This window comes from Candidatus Neomarinimicrobiota bacterium (assembly GCA_021157965.1).
Lineage (GTDB): Bacteria > Fidelibacterota > Fidelibacteria > Fidelibacterales > Fidelibacteraceae > Fidelibacter.
In genome coordinates, this window is the sequence record JAGGVO010000059.1 from 16,077 (window position 1) to 40,217 (window position 24,141).

Consider the following 24,141-nt stretch of genomic DNA (forward strand, 5'->3'; position numbering starts at 1 on the left):
TCATTATTTTAAAAGGGCGAACCGAATCGTTTTTATGCCCGACGGAGATGTCAATCGGGCAATGTAGATACCGCTCGTAACGGCGTGTCCCGATTTGTCGGTCCCGTCCCAGTTGATTTGATGCATCCCGGCAGGGTAGAAACCATCCTCAAGGATTTTAACATGCCGTCCCCGGACATCAAAAAGATCCAGACGGATATTTCCGGATTCCGGCAGGCAGATATAAAGCATCCCATGGGGATTGAAAGGATTTGGATATGCCTGAAGGTCAAATACATGCGGATGCGACGCTGCCGGATCTAATGCAGTGGATGTGAGAGTGAATTTCCAACTGTATATACTTTCAAAACCTGCCAGATTCCGTACCCGAACCTTGGCCGTATATTCTCCGGGTTCCAGGGGTGTTTCGGAAATCCGGCGGATTTCACGGGTGTTCCAACTGCAATCGGTATTGATGTTGACACCGTTCAGGCTTAAAAACACTGAATCCGTATCCACTTTGTCAATGGTTTCCCTGAATTTAGCAAACAGGACCGGTGTTGTGCTGTTCACAGTGGCCCCATTTTCCGGGGCCGTGGCATAAATATGGGGATAACCGATGACTTTTACCTTTTTCTGATACTTGTTGTTGGAAAGGCGGATCTCGCCGAACCCTGTATCGACAGGGACTTCCACAGTAAACAAATAGGTGTCACTGACCAGAGAGTCCGGAAGTTGTAAATACTGTTCAAAGGTATAAAATGATTCGGGAGCAAGAGGATCAACATCCATACTGAACAATACGGTATCTACATTTAGATTATTTACACCGATACTGGTGATATGCCATTCAATAGTACCGGGGGATGTGCTTATGTCTCCCAGATTGTAAAGAGTATAATTCAGCGGAATTTTTGACCCGCTTCGGATTGTATCGGCGATTGTATTTTGCATCTCCAGCGCCCAGTCCGGACGCGTGGGAATTTCTGCCTGAAAATAGATATAACACCAGACAGTATTCAAATTTTGATACCCGTTGTTGTAACCCGGCCAGTCGTAGCGGGACAGGGCCCCGTCGTAACTTGGATAGCCCGGTGTGTTTTTATTTCCGTAGGGATCATTAAAAATGAGGGTTGTTGCAGTACTGTTTTCATAACCGATCGTTGTAATGTAATGGCCTGAAGTGGTAAGGAAGTTCAAAAGCACGAAGGGCATTCGCTGGTCAACCTGTTGAATTAACTCGGCACGGGTGGGGGTCCAGTCTACGGACTTATTGGCCATCCCGTTTTTCCAGGCAAATTCAGCCATATATCCTTTGGTGTCAGCCCAGTTGTTCTGGGTGATATAGCCAAAAGCCCCCCAGCCGTAATTTCCCCGGCTGTATCCGATCCGGTTCATGTGATACCCAAGGATGGTATAGTATTTGTCGCAAATGTACCGGCCGTAAGGACTTTCATGGGGATAGGGACTGGACGCGGTTGTGGGCCAGGGAGTGATGGTGCCGTAATAGGCCAGGCACATAACCGCGGATGTCCCTCCGCAGGCGGCATAACCGGCGCCAAACCAGTCCGGCGGATCATAGACTTGATGGACATAGGGGATTTCAAAATAAGCAGTTTCTTTGGAGGAACGGGCGGGGGGATAGTAAGTCACCGGAAGCGGGTTGTTCAGTGTATAAAGTATGGATTCTCCCTTGGTTTCCGAAAAGGCGGCAATGACGCCATCCCTCTGAGTGTGAAACAGGATGCGCCGGTTGTTTTCATCCCAGGAGGGATCCATCTCAAAACGGTCTGCTGTCCGGGTCAGCTTGCTGACGCTCCCTTTCAGGATGTCACAGGTGTATATATCAGCATTGATGGCTTTGCCTTCTTTCACATCAATCCGGTGAAAAAGGATGGTGGAAGAGTTTTTCCAAACAGCCGATTGACCCTCTGTCAGTTCACGCGCAGTTCCGGTTTCCAGAGAATAAACCCAGAGTGTTCCTCCCACAGAGGAAAAAAGTATGGACTTTCCATCAGGACTCCATTGGGGATTGTAAAAGGCTTCTTCCAGGATCGGGGATACCCGGATGTGTTTTCCGCTCCCGATATCCGTCAGCCACAGTTGATCCGAATCATCATTGGAAACCACCCATTTTCCATCGGGAGAGACCGGTGCCAGGTTTGCATACCCGGGGAGATCACAGGAGCGTCCGTCGGACAGATGCAAGCGGTTTCCGGAAGTCCAGGCTGCCACTCCGTTCCGGGTAAAAGAAACCTGTCCGGCCCGGGAGACAGGTGCCTGTAAACGAATTATCTCATCTTTTTTCAAGTCATACAGAACAGGTACCTGCAGCCCGTTATCCAAAATGATTTTTGTTCCGATCACATCCCGGACCGGCGATTGGCTTATGTGATACCCAATTCCCCGTCCTTCGGCTATTTTCCGGATATCACCATCTTCCAGGATATACAATGCTGATATCCGGTCGTCTGTAAAAAGAATCCGCCCCTTAAAAGCACAAGGGCGGCGTATCAGTCCTCCCGTTTCGGTCCCCTGAAGGAAGATGTTGCACACAACCAATAGAAAAACACTGTGAATGATTTTTTTCATGATAACTCTACTTGATTTCCATACCGGGAATGCGATTAAATTTTGTTTCCAGGGTTGATACATTTTCAAGGTACTGATTTTGGAGGATTTTTTGAATTTCACGGGCTCTGGCTTTGAATGCATCTGCTTTTTCTTTCTGTTTCAGCTGGGTGTAATAATGGGATAGGTTCAAAAGGAGAGCAGGGTAGAGGGGGGTGGTTTCCGGGATGTCTTTCATAAGTTTTAAAAGAATTTTATACTCTTTTTCCGCTTTATCCATGTCCTGCATGGCCCGGTAAATTTCCGCCAGATTGCTGTGAATTTCAGCCTGTTTTATATGGGAATCCTTTTCTTTTTCCCAGATTTTCAGGGCTTTTTTCAAATGGCTTATAGCTTCTTCCGGACGGTTTGTCATAAAGCATACTGAGGCAAGATTGTTATGAAGGGATGCGGATTGAAGACTGGAAGTCCCCCGGATGTTCTCCACCGTTCCCAGAGCTTTGCGGTAAAATTTTTCAGCTGTCTCATATTTTTTCCGGGATTCTTTCAATATGCCCAGTCGGGTCTCGATATCGGCAATCATCACATGGTTGGAATCGGCTTTTTCCACGAGTCCGATGGCTTTAAAATAAAGTGCTTCGGCATCATCTAAGCGTTGAAAAGCCTGGTTGACCCCGGCGTACCGTGTGTAGATATCTGCCAGCAGCAGATAGTTTTCATGGTGGGCCGTGGCGGCTGCCATCATGGCTTTATCCAGATAATTTTTGGCCAGACGGGGCTCCATTAAAGTCATGGCAAAATCGGCAAGCTGTATGTAAACACGGATGGTTTTTTCATCTTTAGGGCCGTAGAGGATTTCCGCCATGGATTGGGCCCGGAGGCCGGCTTCAAAGGCACGATGTGCATCCCCCATTTCCGTTCCCAAACGGCTTAAATCCATGAGATCTTTCAATACTTCGGGACTCGCTTTTCCCTTTTGCTGGATCTCAAAGATGAAATCATCAATCCGGCGGAGCAGTTTTTCCTCCTTTGATGTATGAATCCAATCGGCATAACGGTCGTAAAGAGAGGCGGAACTCTTCTCACATCCCGTAAATATGACAGATAGAAGAACGCTAAAAATGACGGTTGATAATGACAGGCGATTCATAAGCACTCCCATTTATTACAGGTCAATGATAAAAAATTCTGAGGTATAAAAAAAGCCCCATCCGGGGCTTGAAGAGCGAGAGACGAGACTCGAACTCGCGACAGCCACGTTGGCAACGTGGGGCTCTACCACTGAGCTACTCTCGCGTATCTCAAAAAACGTGTTATATTAACCTGAATGGAAATAAGAAGCAAGAAAAAATGACTTATTCAGGCTATGAAAAGAGAGTGAGAGATTGGATAAAATCCCGGATTTTTTGGGGCAGTTTTTCTGACGGGGTTTTCTCCAGGTGTTTAATAAAAGCTGTTCCAATAATAACCCCGTCGGCATATTGCGTATAAAAAGCGATATCTTCCCTGGATCGAATCCCAAAACCCACCAGGAAAGGATGTTGCAGTGATTGTTTCAGACTTTTTAAAAAAGTTTGAATTTCTGCGTCATGACGGCTTTTTTTTCCGGTAACCCCCTTATAGGCCACGGTATAAATAAAGGAAGTACTGGTCCGGTCAATGGCCTGAATCCGTTCGGAAGAGGCATTAGGGGGCAGCAGATGAACCAGGTCCAGGTTGAATTTCTCCAGGAGGGGATGTAAAGGCCGGCTTTCTTCCAGGGGTAAATCCGGAATAATCAGTCCGTTGGCACCCCACAAACTTGCCTGCTGCAAAAAGGTGTCAATACCATAGCGGTGGACAGGATTGAGATAGGTCATAAGCAGAATGGGGATGGAAGAAACCTGGCGGACCTCTTTTAGAATTTCAAAAGTATGTGAGATTCTGAACCCGTTCAGTAAGGCGGTTTGTGATGCCTCCTGGATAACCGGTCCATCGGCCATGGGATCGGAAAATGGAATCCCAAGTTCAACAAAATCCACACCGGCTTTATCCAGCTCGATAATGATTTGTGGAGTATCATGAAGATGGGGATAACCGGCGGTGATGTAAATGGAGAGTAATGTATCACCGGTGGCTTTTTTTTCACGGATCAGGGTATTCAGTGCTTGATTCATACGTGTCCTTTTTTATTAAGGTATTGTGTGTAGACCTTCATATCTTTATCTCCCCGGCCACTGAGGTTCACGACAATAATCGTGTTTTTTTTCGTACCGGGAGCCGTTTTTTCCAGGAAGGCCAGGGCGTGTGCGCTTTCAAGGGCCGGAATAATCCCCTCAAGGCGGCATAAAAGAAAAGCAGCCTTCAAAGCTTCTTCGTCTGTCGCACTTACATAGCGGACCCGCCGGGTTTCAAATAAATAGCTGTGTTCCGGCCCTACACCAGGATAATCAAGTCCTGCAGAAAGAGAATGGGCCAGCTGGACCTGGCCGTCGTAATCCTGAAGCAGATAACTTTTCATACCGTGAAAGATGCCGGTATGACCTTTCGTAAGGGTAGCAGCGTGTTTGCCTGTTTCCAGGCCGCATCCTGCTGCTTCCACACCAACCATCTCTACTTCAGGATGTTTTAACATGGGATAAAAAAGTCCAAGAGCATTGCTTCCGCCACCGACACAGGCCAGCAAAATATCCGGAAGCCTTTTTTCCTTTTTGTTAACCTGTTTGATAACCTCCTGCCCGATGATTTTCTGAAAATGACGCACAATCACAGGAAAAGGATGAGGTCCTACAACAGACCCGATAATGTAATGCGTGGTGTCACTGTTGGCGATCCAGTCTCTTAAGGCTTCGTTTGTAGCATCCTTCAGAGTCTTTGTTCCTGTACGTACCGGAACAACCTCTGCTCCCAGCATCTGCATTCTGTCTACATTGGGTTTCTGGCGCTCCATATCTTCTATCCCCATGTAAATAGAACATTCCAGTCCTGCTCGTGCAGCAACAGTGGCTGTGGCAACGCCGTGCTGTCCTGCACCGGTCTCTGCAATAATCCGCCTTTTCTCCATGAATTGTGCTAATAAGATTTGTCCCAGCGTATTGTTGATTTTATGAGCACCGGTATGACATAAATCCTCTCTTTTTAAATAGATACGCCCTCCGCCATAATGACGGGTCAGGTTTTCTGCAAAATAGAGAGGTGTAGGTCTTCCTGCGTATTCTCTCAGGTCGGACAAATAGAGTTTTTGATAATCCCGCTTTTTCCGGAAAGTGTGAAAGGCCTGTTCCAGTTCACTCAACGCCGGCCGGAGGACCTCCGGGGCAAAGCAACCACCGTACGGACCAAAATATCCTTTAAGATTGGATGTCATAGATGATCTCCGCTTTCTTCTCTGTTTCTTTTTTTCGAAGTTGTTCCATATTAAAAGCATGAACACTGGTAATCAATGCCCGGATTTTTTGAAAATCTTTTTTACCGGGGACTGATTCTGAACCGCCTGCAATATCGATGATTGCAGGGTGGACTTCTTCCAGGGCATCCCGGATAGTATCACGGGTTATTCCTCCTGCTAAGATGAGTGCTTCCCGGGGAATTGAACCGGGAATTGTTTCCCAGGCAAAAGATTTTCCTGTGCCTCCATAAGTCTTTTTGGAAAAGGTATCGATTAAAATCATATCCGGTGGCTTTAGATCCTGGATCATTGCTTTTTTTACATTTTCCACGCCCCGAAAGGCCCAGATAACGGGGAAAGGAAAGGAATGAAAGATTTCAAAATCCTTTGGCTCATATACCTGCATAACCCGGCAGCCCGTGCGTTTCTGAAGCGTAACAAGTTCTTTTGCGGTTGGGCGAACTACAATACCCACAGGACTCACGTAGAAGGGAAGATGACGAATCATGTCGGCGGCTTTATCCGGTGATATATAGCGGGGACTTTCGGGATAAAAAATGAAACCAAGGATGGATATGCCATGTTCTACGGCCAGAAAAGCATCTGCACGGGAGGTAAAACCACAAATTTTTAGTTGGGTCATCATTGGAGTTTCTCCACAGCGGTTTTAAAATCTTTCAGTAAATGGCCGGGGTTCTGTGCCCGCATGAGAGATTCACCGATGAGGGCTCCGCGAAAGCCGTTATTTGCCAGTTTGCGGCATAAGTCTGACGTTCTGATACCACTTTCACTGATGACGGGTACATTTTTTGGAAGAGCGGATTTCAGTGTGAATGAATTCTCGGGATCAACACGGAAAGTTCGTAAATCCCGGTTATTGATTCCCAGAATCAAATGTTGATGGACCGGAATTTTTTTTACATCTTCCAGGGTATGCAGTTCAAAAAGAATATCGAGTCCGCATGCAGCGGCTGTGGTACAAAGCTCATGGATTTTATTTTTCGACAAAAGGGCTGCAATCAACAGAATCACATCTGCTCCGGCGGCTTTAGCTTCGTAAACCTGGTAAGGATCAATGATAAAATCTTTATAAAGAATGGGCAAAGAAATAGCCTGCCGAACCTGCTGTACATTGTGGGGATTTCCCAGAAAAAAATGTTCTTCCGTGAGAACCGAAACAGCTGAAGCACCGTTCTTTTCATAGAGCCGGGCCTGGTGGACCGGGTTAAAATTTTTACGGATGATTCCCCGGGATGGAGAGGCCTTTTTTATTTCACAGATAAAATGAAAAGCGGTATCCTTTATCATTTGACGGTATAACGACCGGGTTTTACTCGTGGCCAGGGCTGCTTCTTTTAAACGGCTTATGGGAAGTTCGGACTTTTTCCGGCTCAGATCGTGTTGTTTACGGCTTAGGATCTCATCCAGAAAATGATGCTTCAGGGATGTTAGATGAGGGGTTGCCATGATGCCTCCAGTGAGTGTATAGGGTGATTTTTCACTTGCTTTATACAGAATAGATCCTGCTAAGCTTCCGAAGGGCATGGAGTTTAGCAAGAGCTGCTCCGCTGTCGATCATTTCTTCTGCATGTTCAATGCCTTCGGGGATCCCGGATACTTTTCCCGCTACGTAAAAGGCAAAAGCAGCATTCAAGATGATCATGTCCCGGGCGGAATTTTTTTCTCCGGACAATAAGGCCGTGATTTTGTGGGCATTGTCATGACTGTTTGTTCCATAGAGAGTTTCTCTCCCATTTCCCGGGGGTGTTTCGTGATGATAGGTATATTCACGAATATGACCATTATCAATTTCATAAATGTAATTGGATGCAAAGGGTGAAACTTCATCGTAACCGTCATCACTGTGGACCGTACAGGCTTTGGTGTGTCCTTTCATAAGCATGACTTCCGCCAGTTTCTTTGCTGTTTCCCGGTTATAAGTCCCTACTAATTGACGACGTACACCCGCCGGATTCATGAGAGGTCCCAGCATATTGAAAATGGTTCGCAATCCCAGGTTTTTGCGATGGGGAAGCACGGCTTTCATGACCGGATGATATCGGGGAGCAAAGAGAAAACCAATACCAGTTTCCCTGATACAGGTCAATACCTCACTCGGTCCCAGATTAATATTGATTCCAAGAGCTTCTAATACATCGGCCGATCCACACTGGCTTGATACAGACCGGTTACCGTGTTTAGCCACGGGGACACCTCCGGCAGATACGATAAACGCACTGACCGTGGAGATGTTTAATGAGTGTTTATTATCTCCACCTGTTCCGCAGACATCAATGGCATCATCCATGGCGAGCTCGACTCTCACCATGTGTTTCTCCATCGTATCTACAAAACCTAATATTTCCTCTACTGATTCCCCTTTCATACGGAGTCCTATTAACAAGGCTCCGATTTCTCCAGGAGTGACAGTCCCGTTGATGATTTTTTCCAATACCTGAGCTGCCTCCCGGCGTGATAAATCCTCGCCATTGACGATTTTTTCCAAAAAGGGTTTTAATGTTTCCATGGTTCCTCCGTGTGTTGTTTATTTTCAGATGATTCTTTTATAATAAAGGCATCCAGCCAGTTATGAATCAGGGTTTCTCCAAAAGAGGTGAGAATGGATTCAGGATGAAACTGGACTCCTGAAACCGGATATTCCCTGTGATGGATTCCCATGATCAAACCGTCTTTTGTCCGGGCATCGACGCATAATGAAGGAGGAAGGGAATGAGGATCAGCAACCAGGGAATGATAGCGGGTTGCAAAGAAAGGAGAGGGAATTTGCCGGTACAGGATGTATCCATTATGGAAAATTTCCGATGTTTTCCCGTGAACCGGATTCTTTTCCTGAATGATTTTTCCTCCAAAAGCAGCAGCGATACACTGGTGTCCCAGGCAGACGCCCAGGACAGGAATATCCCGGTAAAATGTTTGGATAACCGCTAGAGAAATTCCTGCTTTTTCCGGATATCCCGGACCAGGAGAAATGACAATGCCATCGGGGTTAAGTTGGCGGATATAATCAATATCTGCCTCGTTATTGCGGATAACGTGTATCTTTTCACCGCGACTCCCAAATATTTGTACGAGGTTGTAGGTGAAAGAGTCGAAGTTATCAATGAATAAAATCATGAATTCCCTCCCCGGCTTTTTCAATGGCTTTGAGCATGGCTTCGGCTTTATGTCCCGTTTCTTCATATTCCTTTTCGGGGATACTATCGGCAACAATTCCTGCCCCTGCCTGAATATAGAGCCTGTTATTTTTGGCAATCAGGGTTCGGATGGCGATGCATGTATCGGAATTTCCTGAATAATCAAAGTAACCGACGGCACCGGAATAAATACCCCGCTTTTCCGGTTCCAGTTCGTGAATGATTTCCATGGCCCGGATTTTTGGCGCTCCGCTGACGGTACCAGCGGGAAAAGCTGCTTTAAAAGCATCAATGGCGCGAAAATCCTGCCGTAAATGTCCCCGGACCCGGGATATAATATGCATCACATGAGAATACCGTTCGATTGTTTGAAAATCTTCCACCCGGATACTACCATATTCAGCAATGCGTCCCATATCATTCCTGGCCAGGTCTACCAGCATGACGTGTTCAGCCTGTTCCTTGGGATCTTTTAACAGGTCCCGGGAATTGGCTTCGTCATCCTCACGGCTCTGTCCCCGGGGACGCGTCCCTGCAATGGGAATGATTTCCAGTTCGTGATCCTGGCACCGGATCAGGGGCTCGGGAGAAGAACCGATAATCTGGTATCCACCACAATCCAGATAAAAGAGGTAAGGGGAAGGGTTGATAGTGCGAAGAGAACGATAGATATGAAAGGCATCGCCACTGAAATCCATGTGAAAACGCCGGGATAAGACGGTTTGAAAGATATCACCTGTCCTGATGTATTCCTTCGCCCTGGAAACTGCCTGTGTAAAATCTTCTTTTTTAAAATTTACCGAAAGACTCTCAGGAATAGCTGTGAATGACGTTTTCAGATCTGTTACAATCCGGATTTTATCATGCATGACTTCCAGCCGGGATCGGGCATCCTGGTACAAAGAAGGAAGATTGCGCGTATTGTCCACAAAAACATTCGCGATAAGAATGACTTCATTTTTTAAATGATCAAAGGCAATCAGGTCTTTATAAAAAGCCATTAGTGCATTGTCTGTTCCGATGGGATCCCTTTTAGGAGTTGGAAGCACTTCATATTCCCGGACCATTTCGTATCCGATAAATCCCACTGCGCCACAGGTAAACCGGGGAAGTCCTTCCCGGTGAACCGGCGTATATTGGGATAAAAGTTCGGATAATCTTTCAAAAAAGGATGTTTTCCCGGATGTATTTTCTTCTCCGGAACCGGTTTCCATAATCCCGGTGCCGGTATCTTTTAAAAGGTGAAAAGGAGAAAAACCGATAAAAGAATATCGACCCAGGTGTTCACCTTTGAGGACGCTTTCCAATAAGAATGAATGGTGTCCAGGCTGTCTCATTTTTAAATACACCATTACGGGAGTTACAAAATCTCCGTTAAACCGTTCAAAGACGGGAATTATTGTTTTAGGAGATGCTATTTGCCTGAATTCTTCAAATGTCATGTAATACCTGTCCTAATTTTTTTGTACCCATGTAAAAAGCCCACTTATTCCTAAGTGGGCCGGGTAAGTGTTTGTTTTTCTTTAACAGTTATGTTTTACAAAAACACACCCCTCCCACGATGGTATTTTTCCACCACCGGTTTATATTGAGTATGATGTGTGTTCTGTTTTTCATAAAATTTTTCTCAATATCTGTTGGAGTAATTTATAACGTTTCTATTTATAGAATCAAGGAGAATGATTTGACCTCATTTGTGGGAATCGATGAGATTATTTTTTATTGTTATTTTTCTTTTGAGCCAATAACTTAATTTCCAATTGCAAATTACATAAAAGTAAAAGATGAAATGTGATGATTAAAATTTTTTTCCTTATGGCAGGTGGAGCATTGGGAACCCTGGCTCGCTACGGGGTGTCCGGTATTTCCTACCGGTTGTTTAATACGACATTCCCTTATGGCACACTGGTCGTTAACTTGATTGGATCTCTTTTAATAGGTTTTCTTTGGGGATTCTGGGAGTTGGAGCATATTCCGGTAAATATTAAAGTTTTTGTTTTTATTGGTATCCTGGGAGGTTTTACGACCTTTTCATCCTTTATGCTGGAAACCTTGAATTTGTTGAGAGAAGGGGAAATTAAATTTGTGCTGATAAATATTTTATTAAACAATATGTTAGGCTTATTGTTTGTATTTTGGGGGTACTTTTTTGCTAAATTTTTTGTACAGGGAGTCAGGCCATGAAACTACCGGATGAGGGTATTTTATTACGCGTATTTATTGGTGAAGGAGATACATATCATGGCAAACCTCTTTATGAGGCCATTGTCATGAAAGCCCGTGAACTCAATATTGCAGGCGCCACGGTGACCCGGGGTATCATGGGTTACGGCGCGGACAGCCGTATTCATTCGTCTAAATTTCTCAGATTGTCTGAAGATTTGCCGGTGATTATTGAAATTGTAGACCACGAGGAGAGAATTAAACAAATCATCCCTTTTCTCGATGAAACGGTTAAGGACGGTTTGATTACCCGGGAAAAAGTGTCTGTTATGTTTTACAGGCACCGATCCTCCTGAAGGAATCGTTTTTTGAAATAGCACTTTTGATTATTTAATAGGTTAACCGTTTGTTTTACGCAAAAAAATATGTTACATCTCAATATACTATGTAAAAATCTTGACAAATGCTTTGATTGAACCCGAAATTTATTAACATTATTCCCAGATTTATCTTATGGAAACAAAAGAAATAAAAAGATTACGTGCCAGTGAAGCCAAATTCCGGCAGATATGGGAATCCGCCCGGGACGGGATGCGGCTCACAGATGCCGAGGGAATTGTACGGGATGTCAATACTGCATTCTGCGAGATGATTCATTTACCCCGGGAAGCCCTGATCGGGAAGCCCCTGTCAGTGATATATCAACAAGATGCATCCCGTATCATACGGAAGCACTGTGAACGCTTTAAAGCCCGGACCATTCCGCCGCATGTACTGAATCAATATATTTTGCATGACGGGACCGTTCGATGGTTTGAGGTTTATAATACTTATGTAAAGATCCCGGGTGAACCGGAGCAGGTTTTAGCCGTTTTCCGGGATAAAACAGAACTGGTTGAAGCGACAGACAAGCTAAAAGAGAGCGAAAGCCGTCTGAATATTGCCGTTAAGAGTGCCCGTATTGGATTGTGGGACCAGGATTTCAGGTCAGGAACCATTGTCCGGAATAAAACCTGGGCTGAAATGCTGGGATATGCCCCTTCAGATATTGAAACCCATAAAAATGCCTTTTTAGATCTGATTCACCCCGAGGATAAAGATGAAACCAACCGGATTATTCAGGAACATGAGGAGGGAAAAACAGATTATTTCAGGATTGAACACAGACTCCGGTGTGCCGACGGCTCCTGGAAATGGATTCTCAATGTAGGACAAATTGTGGAAAGGGACAAATCCGGAAAGCCCCTGAGAGCGGCTGGTGTCCATATTGACATCGATGAACAGAAAAAGACACAAGAATCCCTAAAACAATCAGAACAGCTCCTTCACTCCGTTTGGGACCAGTCCAAAGACGGTATGCGACTAACCGATGCCGAAGGACGTATTGTCATGGTCAATGATGCATTCTGTACAATGATGGGCATGCCAAAGAATGAAATGGAAGGACAGTCCCTTGGAATAATCTATTTCCCGGAAGAACAGCATAGAATAGTAAAACGGTATAAAGAGAACTTTTTAAATAAAACCGTCCAGCCCTATATCGAACGCCCTTTCACCCTGTGGAACGGGGAACAGAAATGGTTTGGTGTTTCTATCGCCTTTATCAGTGACACTTTGTTGCTGAGTGTTTTCAGAGATATCACCCAGAGGGTTCGGAATAAGGAGTCCCTCAAGGAGCTCGTTCACCAGAAAGAAATGTTCATGCGTGAACTCCAGCACCGGGTAAAAAACAATATGAATATTTTAGCAAGTATTATCAGTTTGGAAATGCGCCAGGTCCAGGATCCTGAAATGCGGGATATCTTTCAGAATATCCGAAGCCGCATCCATTCTGTGGCTGCGATTTATAAGCGTTTGAACCTTACAAGTGATATGGAATCGATTGAACTGAGCCAATACATCAAAACCCTGGCAGAAAATATTCTGGAAACCTTTACGGCAGGGTCCAACCGCTTGCATCTGGAGACCCGTCTGGATCCTGTCAGACTCGTTACAAAACGGGCGGCAAGTCTTGGGCTGATTCTAAATGAGTTATTGACAAATTCTTTAAAATATGCTTATCCCCACAATGAAAAAGGGACGATTACAATAGAAATCCACCAGGAAGGAAATCAGCTGTATTTTACAGTAAAAGATGATGGAGTAGGGCTCCCGGATGATTTTTCTATCGGAAGTCAGAAAAGTATGGGATTTATGCTGATTGATATACTTGTCAAAGAACTCAAGGGGAAAATGAGCATTGACGGGAAACAGGGGACTCAAACAACAATTGAATTCTGCTTATAGCCCGATTTTGTAAAAATGCGTATAGATATTGGAACTCATGGCTGTCTTGTTTAGTATCAGGAGAAACGGTATATTTATCAGAAAATGATGTGAAAGAGAATTATGGAAAGTAATGAAATTACAATAGCTCTGGATGTCATGGGCGGTGACGATGCGCCGGCGGTTACTGTTCAGGGTGCTGCAGAAGCAACTCTTGAATCTTCCCTGAAGGTCTTGCTGATAGGTGATGAAAAAGCCATTCAGAAAGAACTGAAAAAGCATAAATATCATGCGAACCAACTTGAAATTATCCATACGACACACCAGATTTCAATGGGAGAAAATCCAAAAATCGCCATAAATCAGAAACCGGATGCATCCATTGTGCTTGCAACCCAAAAGGTCTCAGAGGGGAGTGCTCATGCTTTGGTATCAGCCGGGAGTACAGGTGCCGTGATTTTATCTGCAGCAAAAAATATTCCCAGAATTCTGGGCGTCCATAAGGCAGCCCTGGCGGCAAGTTATCCCACCCATAACATTCAAAAAAGAGACGATATCTTTTCACTTCTCCTGGATGTGGGGGCCAACATACACAATTCTCACCACGATTTGGTCCATTTTGCTTTCATGGGGGCGACCTATGCACGGGAGATTAAGAAAATTGACAATCCCACCGTGGGACTTCTGAACATTGGAGCTGAGGAGTATAAAGGGGGAGAGAAACTGGCCAGGACCCATGCGATTTTAAAAACCCTGCCGGATATTAATTTTATCGGCAATATTGAGGGAAATCAGATTATGCAGGGACTGGCAGATGTGGTTGTCACCGAGGGACTTACGGGAAACATTGCCCTGAAGGTGATGGAGGGAATGGCAAGCTCCGTGAAACACCTCGGTAAACAGGCCTTTCGCCAGAATGTGTTGTGGAAAATGGGTATCATTATGTTATCCGGCGGTATTCGCAAATTGAAAGATGTGACAGATTATCAGGAATACGGCGGAGCACCCATTTTCGGCTTTGATAAAATGATTATCAAGTGCCACGGCCGGTCAACGGCTAAAGCGATTAAAAATGCCCTGAAACTGGCGGCAAAGTCTGTTCGGGATGATATCACCGGGCAAATCAGCAGGTATATCACCGATTATGAGTATCACCATGCAGATTATGATGTGGAAGTCTAAGTCTGCCGTAAAATAAGTCAGGACTTTTAAAATCAACAATATCATAAACTTACACCCATTTTTCAGGAGGGATGCGTATACTTTTACAGCTTGAAAAAAAACAATGAATTTGTTAACATCTACGATGATTGTGAGATAAAAGATGGCACGTACAAAAGAATTGGAAAATAAAGTGTTGGCCTGCGTGATCCGGGAGTATATAGCCTCGGCAGAGCCTGTTTCTTCCAGGGTGATTGTGGAAAAGTATATCCCGACCATATCGGCCGCAACGGTCCGGAATATCATGGTGGGACTTGAAAATCAGGGGGTTTTGACCCATCCTTTTACATCTTCGGGACGCATTCCCACGAACAGGGGATATAAGTACTATGTTGACACTCTCTTGGTCTCACCGGAACCGGAGGATTCAATCAAGCATGCCATTCATGAAGCGCTGAATCGCACCCCTTCCGATATTGAAATGCTGTTGAATCTCACCTCACGGCTGTTGGGAACCATGACGGATGAAATCGGTGTGGCCATGGCTCCGGTGTTTATGAAAGGCGTTGTGAATGATATTCAGCTCCTTGAATTGTCAGGAGACCGGCTTCTCTTAGTTTTTCAGATTGAAAACGGACTGGTGAAGACGGTTATGGTGGAAACACGTCAGGTATTGAATAAATCCCGGTTACATTTTATCCAGTCCTTGTTTAAGGAACTTTTCGTGGGTGTTAACCTCTACACCATGAAACGGAAGCTGGAACGGATTCTGAATGATATTCCCAAAGGCGAGCGGGGACTGGTGGAACTGATTTGCGATCAGATTGAACAGCAGATGATGCCCCGGATCCATACCAGTGAAAATTACTCTTTCCTGGCAAAACCGGAATTCCGGGAACCTGCGAAATCTGCCGTCGTGCACCTGTTGATGACAGACGGGTGGATGTTCAGACTCCGGGAAAAAATTTCAGGCACAATTCAGACAAACTCTCTGACACTCCTGACAGGTGACGATATCGATTTTGTATCCGGTACAAACTGCAGTGTGCTGATGTCCGGCTTTACACTGGGGAATCTGGAAGGCACCCTCGCTGTTGTCGGTCCTTCCAGAATGGATTACGATTTTATCGTTCCCCTGTTGGGATTTGTCCGCCGTAAAATCAACGAGAAAATCAATAACATTAAGGAAGGTATATAGGATACTCTTTATGAAAAAAGATGAGACCGTAAAAGACACTCAAGATCATGAGATATTGGATAAGGAAAAATCCCGTGATGTGAACAAAGGGGAAACAAAATCCAAAGAAAAAGAGAAACGGGAAAAAACTGAGGAAAAATCCAAAAAGAAAGAAGAGACAAAACAACCTGAAGCGGAAGGGATTGAACCGGTTGAGGAGAAAGAGACAGATCCTTTACAGGTGCTGATGGATCAGCTTGCTCAGACAGAAGAGCAGAAGAAGGATGTGGAAGATAAATTTGTCCGCCTGGTTGCGGAGTTTGACAATTATAAAAAGCGCATGACCCGGGATTTTGACAGACAATCGGAAATGGTCCGGGAAAAGATACTTCTCAGTCTGTTGCCGGTTATGGATGATCTGGACCGGCTTCTACAGCACGAAGGCGAAAATGGGACAGTCTCGCTGGAAGGGATTAAACTCATACGTAACAATTTTGAACGGATATTGAACAGTTATGGTGTCAAAGCTTTTGAGTCAGTTGGACAACCCTTTGATCCTGAAAAGCATGATGCCATGATGACCCGTGAAAGTAAAGAGCACGATGTCCCGACTGTAATTGAAGAATTCGAAAAGGGATATGAAATAAACAATAAGGTCCTTCGGCATGCCCGTGTTGTGGTAAGTGCCGCGGAATAAAAATATGGCAAAAAATTATTATGACATACTGGGCGTCAGTAAAGATGCCACACAGGAAGAACTGAAAAAAGCATATCGTAAAATTGCCCTGAAATACCATCCGGATAAGAATCCGGGTAATAAGGAAGCGGAAGAGAAATTCAAGGAAGCCGCGGAAGCCTATGCGGTTTTATCCGATAAAGAGAAAAGGGCCCGGTATGATCAATATGGTGAAGACGGGTTGAAAAATTCCGGATTTAGCGGATTTGGCGGTGGAGGCATGTCCATGGAGGATATTTTCTCCCAGTTCAGCGATATCTTCGGTGGAGCTTTTGGGGGGAGTCCCTTCAGTGACTTTTTCGGCGGAGGATCACGTCAGCGCGTTAGGAAAGGTTCGGATCTCCGGGTACGGATTTCCCTGACACTGGAAGAGATTTATAAAGGGACAAAAAAAAGTATCAAAGTCCGCCATTATGAGGAGTGTCCCGTCTGTCACGGCTCCGGGGCCGAACCGGGATATGGCAGCAGTACCTGTTCCCTGTGTCATGGAAGCGGTGAAATTCGCGAACGGGTTGGTTCTTTTCTGGGGCAGATGGTAAATATCCGGCCTTGCCCCAATTGCCACGGTGAAGGTACGGTCATTGATAAGCCCTGCCGGAACTGTCGCGGAGATGGCCGGGTAAAAACGGAAAGCAAAGTGGATATTGATATTCCCCAGGGTGTATCCACGGGGAATTACATGACCCTGAAAGGCAAGGGAAATGCAGCGGTAAGGGGAGGAATCCCCGGGGATCTGATTGTTGAATTCTATGAACAGGAACACCCCCTCTTTACCCGTCATGATAATGATATTTATATCAGTATTGTGATTACCTGGCCACAGGCAGTACTTGGGGATAAAATCACCGTTCCCACTCTTTCCGGAAATGTCAGCCTGAAGATTCCTCCCGGTATTCGTTCCGGTAAAATGCTGAGATTACGGAAAAAAGGGATGCCCGGACTCCATGGCGGCCATTACGGAGATCAATTAATTCGTATACAGGTTGAAACACCAACGGATTTGTCCAAAGAAGAGAAAGAATTAATCACCCGCCTGAAGGATTTATACCGAAATAGAAAAATAAAAATCGAAAAGTATAAATGAAATTATTAGATTAGACTGATTAAAAAGGGAAAAGCCATGTTAAACAATATTCATAAAAAAATAGTGTCTGTCTTATCCTGGACACTACTGGCAGTAGGTGTTCTTGCTTTGCTGAAAAGGATTTTTCATGGTACATCTGTTTATGGAAAGGCAAAAAAAACTGATTATCAGGGAGATGAGAAACCGGTTTACGATATGGACAAGAAGGTGAATATCAACAGTGCCGATGGCCATGAACTGGCCACTATTCCTTATGTCAGTCTGCCTGTGGCACAGAATATCGTGAACTATCGTGAACTCAACGGTCCTTTTACTCAAAAGGATGAATTGCTGAATGTGAAAGGAATTGGACCCAAATTACTGGGATTAATTGAAGAATATATTTGTGTAGAATAAGGGAGGTCTTGTGGAACAACAGGCATATAATGAAAAGTGGTCTTTTGTGGTTAAATGGGTGACTATCATCCTTTTGATTGTTTTGGCGTTGGTAATTCTGATTCCCTGGTCCATCTGGCAAGAAGAAGAGTATTACCGGAAAATGTGTCACTGGAAAATGTCGAATCTGTGGAATGCAGAGCGGCTCTATCATAGTTTACGCAATGAATACAATCCCAACCTCCGGGAAACATTGCAGTTTATTGATCAGGTTCGGGATTCGATTCTTGCGGACAGCATGTACGTGAAAAACCAAAAAATATATTTTAATAATAAATGGATTGACATCAAGGTCCCGGAGTACTGGCATGAGGATTTTGATACAACCTTCGCCTATGCCTACAATGCCCAGGACACTTCGGAGGAGATTATTTATACGGCCCTGGTTCCCAATGATGAAACAGGAATGATCGACACGCTCTTTTTGAACAGGGAACGTGATCGCTGGATGTACAGCGATACTCTTTGGGAAGGGGAAATTATAGATACCAATTCAGAAATGCGTATCGAAAAGGTGGTTAAATACGACCGTTACAATCTGGTGGATTCCCTCCTTGTATGTCCCCTTGTGAATGAGTTATATCAATCCGAACTCTCTGAAGACAGCGTTCTGACTATTTTTTGTCCCACCCGGGGTGGTGTGGAATTTAAACGTTATTATTTCTTTACATTCAGTGATACAGGACACGGATCCATACGGGACGGTGAACGAAGCTGGCTAAAGTAACAGGGTAAAACATGTTGTATCTTTCATTGAACCCCGGATTATGTACTTTTATTTCTTCCAATGAAATAAACGGAAATCAGGTTGTGGAAGATGCAGGAAAAATTCCCGTTCCTTTTGATTTGAACCGGGCCTTTTTTTATGATAAGGATGCATTGTCACAATTTACTTCCCTGTTCAAAACTTTGAAAGGGACTCAGAATTTTCCACAGAATGAAATCGCCCTGAGTCTGCCCCCCAATATCCTTACATATTCTGTCAATGAGAACCCGGTACCGGATTGGCTGGATACTCTCCGATTCGGGAAGGATTATTCTGAAAAACTTAAAAAAAAATCTTATCCGCTGGAAAAGGGTCACTTAACGGTTTGGCATGATCCTCATATTACGGATATGATCGTTCGGGCAGCACAAAATACCGGATATACCGTTAAAAAAATCACTCCGGGTATTGTGAATGCAATTAACAGTGTCTACATGATTTATGCTACCGGCGATTATGACAAATTCACCATTTTGAAATGGGATTCCCGGTTTTCGGAACTTGTCGTTTTTAAGGAAGATAACCTGGCAGGCTATCTGTGTTTCACAAATCAGGGATCTCCATGCGTATTGCAGAGCAGCGGCGATGTGGATTCAGCCATCCCGGAAAATCTGAAACAGGAAAAAATAACAGAACATTTGTATGATATGACAGGTCCTCTCTTCTTGTATTCAGTCCTTGAACCCGATTCAGATCCCCTGTTGCCTTTTAAGAAATTTGGGTTCTGTGAAATTATAAATCCATGGGCAGGGCTGGATGTCAGCCAATCCGGGAATGAAATTCTCAAGGATTTGTCTGACACCGGATTGTCTTTATGGACTGAATCCGCAGGATTTATAAACCGGGAATAATTATGAAAAAAATTGATGTGAACATTTTGGAAAAGGATGAAGAATCTGACGTCATTGCGCCAGAATCTGAATCTCCGGCAGAAGAAACACCTGAAGAAAAGGTAGCTGCTGGTCAGGAAACCTTGCCGAAGGATGTCGCTGAACCCGCGAAAAAAGAACCGGAAGAAGCCGTTATTATGGAAGCAGAAGAGACGGAAACAATTGAAGAAGTTCCTGCAGGCAAAGACGAAGAACTGGCTGAGTCCGCGACAGAAGAAGAGGAAAAAACCGATACGGCTGGCGGTGGTAACGGCTCCAAACCGCCTGTCAAAAAGAAAGCAGGCCGTAACATTATCCTGTTTCTCCTTTTTCTCATCGTCCTGGCAGTTGTTTTTATGTTAACCAAACCTGAATTTGTCCCGGGTTTCTTCAAGTTAAACAAGGATACCGTTCTTGTGGTTGAAAAGGCTATCCCTTCAGATACCCAGGAATTTTCCATTGTTCCCGCCGAAGACGAGAAGGCTGGTGAAACCCTGGCTCGAATTCAAAAAGCTATGAACGGTACGGAAAAAACTTCACCTGAAAATATTCAGATTCTAAAAAAGCAGATGGCCGAATCCGCAGAAAGACTCAATCGTTTTTTCCTTCTCTCCCGGCATTTCCCCAGCGGACTCTTCTGGTCCTATTACTCCAGCAGCTCCGGTCTTGAATTGCTGGAAATGAAAGCCTCTGAAATAGGACTTTTTGAAGAATATTTTAACCGTGTCATGAAAAATAAGCTTTTTGACTCACTGGAATTTTTCTCTTATGACGGGAAGTACTGGGATTCCCTGGAGGGCGTTTTTGTCGGTTCTTATCAATCTTCGGAAAAAACAGAAGAAGGGCCTCTCTACACCATGAGTTCCGGGGATTTTCTCGATTATACAGGATATGCAGCACAAAAAGCCGGTGTCAATTTTACGGACAGAGATTCAAGGACGGGAAAGTCAGTTATTCCCGGAACCAAACAAACAGTGTTTGAACTGACATTTTACGGTACTGTGAGCCAGTTGTCGGATTTTGCAGAAGAATTTCTCTCAATCCCGGCGACGTTTATTATAACAAAGGTGATTGCAGGCCGCAGACCTTCGGACATTTATCCGGCACCGCTGAAACTGACGCTGTTTGTCTCGTTATATGAAAAAGAGTGATGCCCAGAATTATTTCCGGAGAATTTGGCGGTTTGGTGATCAAAACACCGGGGTATGATCTCCGTCCTACATCCGATAAAGTGAAAGAATATATTTTTAATGTCATTCGGGATTGGGAAGGGATGACGGTGGTGGATCTTTTTGCCGGTAGCGGCTCTCTCGGACTGGAAGCATTATCCCGGGGAGCAACAGTTGTGGATTTCGTGGATAAACATCCTCTCTCTATCCGGATGATTACCGAAAATATGGAAAAATTAGCTCTTGAAAAAAAAGAAATCCGTCGTTTCAAAACGAATGCCCGAACCTTTTGCTCAAATTATACCGACTATTATGATCGAATCCTTGCGGATCCGCCTTACAAACTCAGACTGGATAAAATATTCTTCCAGAGTGTTTCCACAGCTCTTAAAAAAGGGGGGATGTTTATACTGGAGTACTCTGTTCGTGAAACAGAACAGATTCTGACGGATCTGATCCTGGTTAAAGAGAAAGTATTTGGTGAAACAGGAGTCAGGATTTATGAAAAATGAACGAATTGCTGTTTATCCCGGGACCTTTGATCCCATCACCTATGGTCATCTGGATATTATTGAAAGAGCTGTAAACCTTTTTGATAAGGTGATTATAGCTATTGCTTTGAATAAAAATAAAACAGCTCTTTTCAGTGTGGATGAACGGAAAGAGATGGTAGAAAAATCCACAGAACATCTGAAACAGGTGGAAGTGGTGACTTTTCAGGGACTCAGTGTCCGTTTTTCAGAAAAAATGAATGCAATTGCTTTGATTCGTGGCCTAAGGGCTGTTTCCGACTTTGAATATGAATTTCAGATGGCGCTGATCAACCGAAAAATCGGTAAAAATACCGAAACGGTTTTTTTAATGCCGACTGAAAAAAATACCTATCTCAGTTCTTCCGTTGTCCGGGAAATTGCCTCTTTTCAGGGTGATGTATCCCCCTTTGTTCCGAAATATGTCAAACAGAAACTAGAGGAGAAATTCAAAAAATGAATCCACTTGAACACATTAGAAAACGTGCCATAGAAGAAACTGATATTCATCTTGTTCTTCCTGAAGGGAATGATCCCCGTGTTTTACAGGCTGCTGTAACCATTGAATCTGAGCATATTGCCCGGGTTACGGTTTTAGGAGATGAAAATCAGATATTAAAAAGCGCTTACGAAGCAGGTATCCAACCCAAATCACTACGCGTGATTAATCCATTGAATAGTGATTATCTTGAGGATTTCGGCCGGGAATATTATGAGCTGAGGAAGAAAAAAGGTATAAGTACTGATGTTGCTCTGGATGCAGTGAAGGATACTACATATTTTGGCGCCATGATGCTGCGGAAAGATCTGGCAGATGCCTGTATCAGTGGGGCGGTCAATGCAACATCCCATGTGGTAAGAGCTGCTGTCACCATCGTTAAAACCAAGCCCGGAATTTCCCTCATGTCCAGCGATTTTCTCATGTTCTCACCAGACGGAGATAAAATCTATTCCTTTGCGGATTGTGCCGTTAATCCCGATCCGAACAGTGAACAATTAGCAGATATTGCTTATGCCACTGCCATGACTCATCAGCAAATTTTCAACGTGGAACCCATTGTATCTCTTTTGAGTTTCTCCACAAAAGGCAGTGCAGCCCACGATCTGGTTTACAAAGTTGAACGGGCCCTGAAAATCGCCCGGGAAAAATATCCTGATCTGAAAATTGATGGTGAATTGCAGCTGGATGCATCCATTGTTCCGGCTATCGGTGAAAAAAAAGCACCGGGCAGTCCTGTGGCCGGCTATGCCAATGTTCTTATTTTTCCGGATCTCAATGCTGGAAATATCGGTTATAAGCTGGTTCAGCGATTGGCAGGTTACAAAGCTGTTGGTCCTGTACTGCAGGGATTAAAGAAACCGATGCATGACCTGTCCAGGGGTTGCAGTGCGGAGGATATTGTTAATCTGGCAGCGGTTACGGCTCTTCAGACATTGAGCAGGAGGTTATGATGCCGACATACCGCTATCAGTGCAAAAAATGTGGCCGGGTTTCCGAAGTGTTTCAAAAAATGAGTGATTCTCCTTTAACGCAGTGTCAACATTGTGGGGGAGACCTTGTCAGGCTCCTTTCACCCGGTGCCGGATTCATTCTGAAAGGAGAAGGCTTTTATGTGAATGATTACAAGAAAAAACCGGGAGCCACTCCGGCTGATAAACCTCCGGCAAAAAAAGGAAAAGAAAAAAGTGCTTCACCGTGCACGGATTGTAAAAAATGAATTTTGTTGATTTTACGGAAATCCAGGTCCAGGCCGGAAATGGAGGGGATGGATGCGTCAGTTTCCGGCGGGAAAAATACATACCTAAAGGCGGGCCTGACGGCGGAGACGGCGGAGACGGCGGTCATGTAATTGTCCGGGCGACCACACAGCTCCATACCCTCCAGGATGTGAGGTATCATAAAAAATACCATGCGGGAAACGGAAAACCAGGACAGGGAAATAACCGTTCCGGCCCGAAAGGTAAACCGATTGTGATTCGTGTACCCGCGGGAACACTGGTAAAAGATGCCGTAACCCATGAATTGATTGCAGATCTGGTTGAAGAAGGGCAGGAGGTCATTGTTGCCCGGGGTGGCAGTGGTGGCTGGGGAAATCAACATTTTGCTTCTTCCGTTAACCGGGTCCCCAGACATGCCAACCCCGGAACGCCGGGTGAGTTCAAAAAGATACAGCTTGAACTGAAAGTGTTGGCAGATGTGGGGCTTGTAGGTTTTCCCAATGCAGGAAAAAGCACCCTTCTGTCCGTCATCTCAGCCGCAAAACCTAAAATCGCAGGTTATCCTTTTACCACACTGGTTCCCAATCTTGGTATTGTTAAATATGGTGAATATAAGTCGTTTGTGATGGCCGATATTCCGGGACTCATTCGCGGAGCGCATGAGGGGAGAGGACTGGGTGACCGGTTTTTGAAACATATTGAAAGGACCCGGGTCCTTGTTTTTCTGATTGATATTCACGACGAAAACCCAGAAGAAAGTTATCAAACACTTCTGGATGAATTAAATGCCTTTGATCCACAATTGCTGGAGAAAAAACGGATTGTGGTTTTTTCGAAATGTGATCATGAAACTGAAGAAAAAATAGCAGACGAAAAACGCTTTTTGAAAGAAATATTCACCATTTCAGCCGTAACAAACCGGAACTTGCACACCCTTATCCGGGAAATAGACAATATACTATAAATATAGTAATATATATTGTAAATACTGAATT

Annotated in this window: 25 protein-coding genes and 1 tRNA gene; 16 read left to right on the forward strand and 10 right to left on the reverse strand. The window is 44.5% G+C overall.

Features of this window, described 5'->3' with window-relative positions:
- Nucleotides 1–3: 3 nt before the first annotated feature.
- The 10 genes from J7K63_09500 to trpE all read right to left on the reverse strand — a co-directional run bounded on the left by J7K63_09500 (nucleotide 4) and on the right by trpE (nucleotide 10,514).
- On the reverse strand, nucleotides 4–2,571 hold the full coding sequence (locus J7K63_09500; protein MCD6235254.1) for a C39 family peptidase: 2,568 nt from the start codon (nucleotides 2,569–2,571) through the stop codon (nucleotides 4–6).
- Nucleotides 2,572–2,578: 7 nt separating this feature from the next.
- Nucleotides 2,579–3,700 (reverse strand): tetratricopeptide repeat protein, encoded by a 1,122-nt coding sequence (locus J7K63_09505; protein ID MCD6235255.1) that lies wholly within the window; start codon nucleotides 3,698–3,700, stop codon nucleotides 2,579–2,581.
- 74 nt (nucleotides 3,701–3,774) lie between these two features.
- Nucleotides 3,775–3,846 (reverse strand) — tRNA-Gly (locus tag J7K63_09510).
- A 68-nt stretch (nucleotides 3,847–3,914) separates the two neighbouring features.
- Complete coding sequence (gene trpA, locus J7K63_09515; GenBank protein MCD6235256.1) at nucleotides 3,915–4,706, reverse strand: tryptophan synthase subunit alpha; 792 nt, start codon at nucleotides 4,704–4,706, stop codon at nucleotides 3,915–3,917.
- Entirely contained in the window at nucleotides 4,703–5,896 is a 1,194-nt protein-coding gene (trpB, locus tag J7K63_09520; protein MCD6235257.1) for a tryptophan synthase subunit beta, read from the reverse strand. The genes trpA and trpB overlap by 4 nt, the downstream gene beginning before the upstream one ends.
- Nucleotides 5,880–6,563 (reverse strand): phosphoribosylanthranilate isomerase, encoded by a 684-nt coding sequence (locus J7K63_09525; GenBank protein ID MCD6235258.1) that lies wholly within the window; start codon nucleotides 6,561–6,563, stop codon nucleotides 5,880–5,882. Before J7K63_09525 ends, trpB begins: the two co-directional genes overlap by 17 nt.
- Nucleotides 6,560–7,384: an indole-3-glycerol phosphate synthase TrpC gene (gene trpC, locus J7K63_09530; GenBank protein ID MCD6235259.1), complete on the reverse strand. Its 825-nt coding sequence runs from the start codon at nucleotides 7,382–7,384 to the stop codon at nucleotides 6,560–6,562. Before trpC ends, J7K63_09525 begins: the two co-directional genes overlap by 4 nt.
- Nucleotides 7,385–7,424: 40 nt before the next feature.
- Nucleotides 7,425–8,444 (reverse strand): anthranilate phosphoribosyltransferase, encoded by a 1,020-nt coding sequence (gene trpD / locus J7K63_09535; protein ID MCD6235260.1) that lies wholly within the window; start codon nucleotides 8,442–8,444, stop codon nucleotides 7,425–7,427.
- The gene (locus tag J7K63_09540) at nucleotides 8,432–9,052 is read right to left on the reverse strand and encodes an aminodeoxychorismate/anthranilate synthase component II (GenBank protein ID MCD6235261.1); all 621 of its coding nucleotides are present in this window, start codon (nucleotides 9,050–9,052) and stop codon (nucleotides 8,432–8,434) included. The genes trpD and J7K63_09540 overlap by 13 nt, the downstream gene beginning before the upstream one ends.
- A complete protein-coding gene (gene trpE, locus J7K63_09545) occupies nucleotides 9,036–10,514 on the reverse strand; it encodes an anthranilate synthase component I (protein MCD6235262.1) in 1,479 nt (492 codons plus the stop codon). The genes J7K63_09540 and trpE overlap by 17 nt, the downstream gene beginning before the upstream one ends.
- 352 nt (nucleotides 10,515–10,866) lie before the next feature.
- On the opposite strand from trpE, the gene crcB reads away from it, so the two are divergent.
- The 16 genes from crcB to obgE all read left to right on the forward strand — a co-directional run bounded on the left by crcB (nucleotide 10,867) and on the right by obgE (nucleotide 24,110).
- The gene (crcB, locus tag J7K63_09550) at nucleotides 10,867–11,256 is read left to right on the forward strand and encodes a fluoride efflux transporter CrcB (GenBank protein ID MCD6235263.1); all 390 of its coding nucleotides are present in this window, start codon (nucleotides 10,867–10,869) and stop codon (nucleotides 11,254–11,256) included.
- On the forward strand, nucleotides 11,253–11,591 hold the full coding sequence (locus tag J7K63_09555) for a DUF190 domain-containing protein (protein MCD6235264.1): 339 nt from the start codon (nucleotides 11,253–11,255) through the stop codon (nucleotides 11,589–11,591). The genes crcB and J7K63_09555 overlap by 4 nt, the downstream gene beginning before the upstream one ends.
- Nucleotides 11,592–11,748: 157 nt before the next feature.
- Nucleotides 11,749–13,521, forward strand: coding sequence for a PAS domain S-box protein (locus tag J7K63_09560; GenBank protein MCD6235265.1), 1,773 nt, complete (start codon nucleotides 11,749–11,751; stop codon nucleotides 13,519–13,521).
- 102 nt (nucleotides 13,522–13,623) lie between these two features.
- Entirely contained in the window at nucleotides 13,624–14,682 is a 1,059-nt protein-coding gene (plsX, locus tag J7K63_09565; GenBank protein ID MCD6235266.1) for a phosphate acyltransferase PlsX, read from the forward strand.
- Between the two features lie 142 nt (nucleotides 14,683–14,824).
- Complete coding sequence (hrcA, locus tag J7K63_09570) at nucleotides 14,825–15,859, forward strand: heat-inducible transcription repressor HrcA (GenBank protein ID MCD6235267.1); 1,035 nt, start codon at nucleotides 14,825–14,827, stop codon at nucleotides 15,857–15,859.
- 10 nt (nucleotides 15,860–15,869) lie between these two features.
- On the forward strand, nucleotides 15,870–16,535 hold the full coding sequence (locus J7K63_09575; protein ID MCD6235268.1) for a nucleotide exchange factor GrpE: 666 nt from the start codon (nucleotides 15,870–15,872) through the stop codon (nucleotides 16,533–16,535).
- Nucleotides 16,536–16,539: 4 nt separating this feature from the next.
- Nucleotides 16,540–17,658 carry a molecular chaperone DnaJ gene (dnaJ, locus tag J7K63_09580; protein MCD6235269.1) on the forward strand — a complete coding sequence of 373 codons (1,119 nt, stop codon included), beginning with the start codon at nucleotides 16,540–16,542 and terminating at the stop codon, nucleotides 17,656–17,658.
- Between the two features lie 36 nt (nucleotides 17,659–17,694).
- Nucleotides 17,695–18,054 (forward strand): helix-hairpin-helix domain-containing protein, encoded by a 360-nt coding sequence (locus J7K63_09585; protein MCD6235270.1) that lies wholly within the window; start codon nucleotides 17,695–17,697, stop codon nucleotides 18,052–18,054.
- Nucleotides 18,055–18,064: 10 nt separating this feature from the next.
- On the forward strand, nucleotides 18,065–18,820 hold the full coding sequence (locus tag J7K63_09590; protein MCD6235271.1) for a hypothetical protein: 756 nt from the start codon (nucleotides 18,065–18,067) through the stop codon (nucleotides 18,818–18,820).
- Between the two features lie 11 nt (nucleotides 18,821–18,831).
- Nucleotides 18,832–19,710 carry a hypothetical protein gene (locus J7K63_09595; protein ID MCD6235272.1) on the forward strand — a complete coding sequence of 293 codons (879 nt, stop codon included), beginning with the start codon at nucleotides 18,832–18,834 and terminating at the stop codon, nucleotides 19,708–19,710.
- A 2-nt stretch (nucleotides 19,711–19,712) separates the two neighbouring features.
- Complete coding sequence (locus J7K63_09600) at nucleotides 19,713–20,879, forward strand: hypothetical protein (GenBank protein ID MCD6235273.1); 1,167 nt, start codon at nucleotides 19,713–19,715, stop codon at nucleotides 20,877–20,879.
- On the forward strand, nucleotides 20,879–21,409 hold the full coding sequence (locus J7K63_09605) for an RsmD family RNA methyltransferase (protein ID MCD6235274.1): 531 nt from the start codon (nucleotides 20,879–20,881) through the stop codon (nucleotides 21,407–21,409). Before J7K63_09600 ends, J7K63_09605 begins: the two co-directional genes overlap by 1 nt.
- The gene (gene coaD, locus J7K63_09610) at nucleotides 21,399–21,887 is read left to right on the forward strand and encodes a pantetheine-phosphate adenylyltransferase (protein ID MCD6235275.1); all 489 of its coding nucleotides are present in this window, start codon (nucleotides 21,399–21,401) and stop codon (nucleotides 21,885–21,887) included. Before J7K63_09605 ends, coaD begins: the two co-directional genes overlap by 11 nt.
- Nucleotides 21,884–22,879: a phosphate acetyltransferase gene (gene pta / locus J7K63_09615; GenBank protein ID MCD6235276.1), complete on the forward strand. Its 996-nt coding sequence runs from the start codon at nucleotides 21,884–21,886 to the stop codon at nucleotides 22,877–22,879. Before coaD ends, pta begins: the two co-directional genes overlap by 4 nt.
- Entirely contained in the window at nucleotides 22,879–23,145 is a 267-nt protein-coding gene (locus J7K63_09620; GenBank protein MCD6235277.1) for a zinc ribbon domain-containing protein, read from the forward strand. Before pta ends, J7K63_09620 begins: the two co-directional genes overlap by 1 nt.
- Nucleotides 23,142–24,110: a GTPase ObgE gene (gene obgE, locus J7K63_09625; protein ID MCD6235278.1), complete on the forward strand. Its 969-nt coding sequence runs from the start codon at nucleotides 23,142–23,144 to the stop codon at nucleotides 24,108–24,110. The genes J7K63_09620 and obgE overlap by 4 nt, the downstream gene beginning before the upstream one ends.
- The last annotated feature ends 31 nt before the right edge of the window (nucleotides 24,111–24,141 follow it).

Bases quoted from the DNA above. Each gene is read 5' to 3' on its own strand.
- plsX (MCD6235266.1), top strand. From the start codon at position 13,624: ATGGAAAGTAATGAAATTACAATAGCTCTGGATGTCATGGGCGGTGAC.
- J7K63_09605 (MCD6235274.1), top strand. From the start codon at position 20,879: ATGCCCAGAATTATTTCCGGAGAATTTGGCGGTTTGGTGATCAAAACA.
- pta (MCD6235276.1), top strand. From the start codon at position 21,884: ATGAATCCACTTGAACACATTAGAAAACGTGCCATAGAAGAAACTGAT.
- hrcA (MCD6235267.1), top strand. From the start codon at position 14,825: ATGGCACGTACAAAAGAATTGGAAAATAAAGTGTTGGCCTGCGTGATC.
- crcB (MCD6235263.1), top strand. From the start codon at position 10,867: ATGATTAAAATTTTTTTCCTTATGGCAGGTGGAGCATTGGGAACCCTG.
- J7K63_09585 (MCD6235270.1), top strand. From the start codon at position 17,695: ATGTTAAACAATATTCATAAAAAAATAGTGTCTGTCTTATCCTGGACA.
- J7K63_09525 (MCD6235258.1), bottom strand. From the start codon at position 6,563: ATGATGACCCAACTAAAAATTTGTGGTTTTACCTCCCGTGCAGATGCT.
- trpC (MCD6235259.1), bottom strand. From the start codon at position 7,384: ATGGCAACCCCTCATCTAACATCCCTGAAGCATCATTTTCTGGATGAG.
- J7K63_09500 (MCD6235254.1), bottom strand. From the start codon at position 2,571: ATGAAAAAAATCATTCACAGTGTTTTTCTATTGGTTGTGTGCAACATC.
- trpE (MCD6235262.1), bottom strand. From the start codon at position 10,514: ATGACATTTGAAGAATTCAGGCAAATAGCATCTCCTAAAACAATAATT.
- J7K63_09560 (MCD6235265.1), top strand. From the start codon at position 11,749: ATGGAAACAAAAGAAATAAAAAGATTACGTGCCAGTGAAGCCAAATTC.
- J7K63_09505 (MCD6235255.1), bottom strand. From the start codon at position 3,700: ATGAATCGCCTGTCATTATCAACCGTCATTTTTAGCGTTCTTCTATCT.
- trpB (MCD6235257.1), bottom strand. From the start codon at position 5,896: ATGACATCCAATCTTAAAGGATATTTTGGTCCGTACGGTGGTTGCTTT.
- J7K63_09555 (MCD6235264.1), top strand. From the start codon at position 11,253: ATGAAACTACCGGATGAGGGTATTTTATTACGCGTATTTATTGGTGAA.
- coaD (MCD6235275.1), top strand. From the start codon at position 21,399: ATGAAAAATGAACGAATTGCTGTTTATCCCGGGACCTTTGATCCCATC.
- obgE (MCD6235278.1), top strand. From the start codon at position 23,142: ATGAATTTTGTTGATTTTACGGAAATCCAGGTCCAGGCCGGAAATGGA.
- J7K63_09575 (MCD6235268.1), top strand. From the start codon at position 15,870: ATGAAAAAAGATGAGACCGTAAAAGACACTCAAGATCATGAGATATTG.
- J7K63_09595 (MCD6235272.1), top strand. From the start codon at position 18,832: ATGTTGTATCTTTCATTGAACCCCGGATTATGTACTTTTATTTCTTCC.
- trpA (MCD6235256.1), bottom strand. From the start codon at position 4,706: ATGAATCAAGCACTGAATACCCTGATCCGTGAAAAAAAAGCCACCGGT.
- dnaJ (MCD6235269.1), top strand. From the start codon at position 16,540: ATGGCAAAAAATTATTATGACATACTGGGCGTCAGTAAAGATGCCACA.
- trpD (MCD6235260.1), bottom strand. From the start codon at position 8,444: ATGGAAACATTAAAACCCTTTTTGGAAAAAATCGTCAATGGCGAGGAT.
- J7K63_09540 (MCD6235261.1), bottom strand. From the start codon at position 9,052: ATGATTTTATTCATTGATAACTTCGACTCTTTCACCTACAACCTCGTA.
- J7K63_09620 (MCD6235277.1), top strand. From the start codon at position 22,879: ATGCCGACATACCGCTATCAGTGCAAAAAATGTGGCCGGGTTTCCGAA.
- J7K63_09600 (MCD6235273.1), top strand. From the start codon at position 19,713: ATGAAAAAAATTGATGTGAACATTTTGGAAAAGGATGAAGAATCTGAC.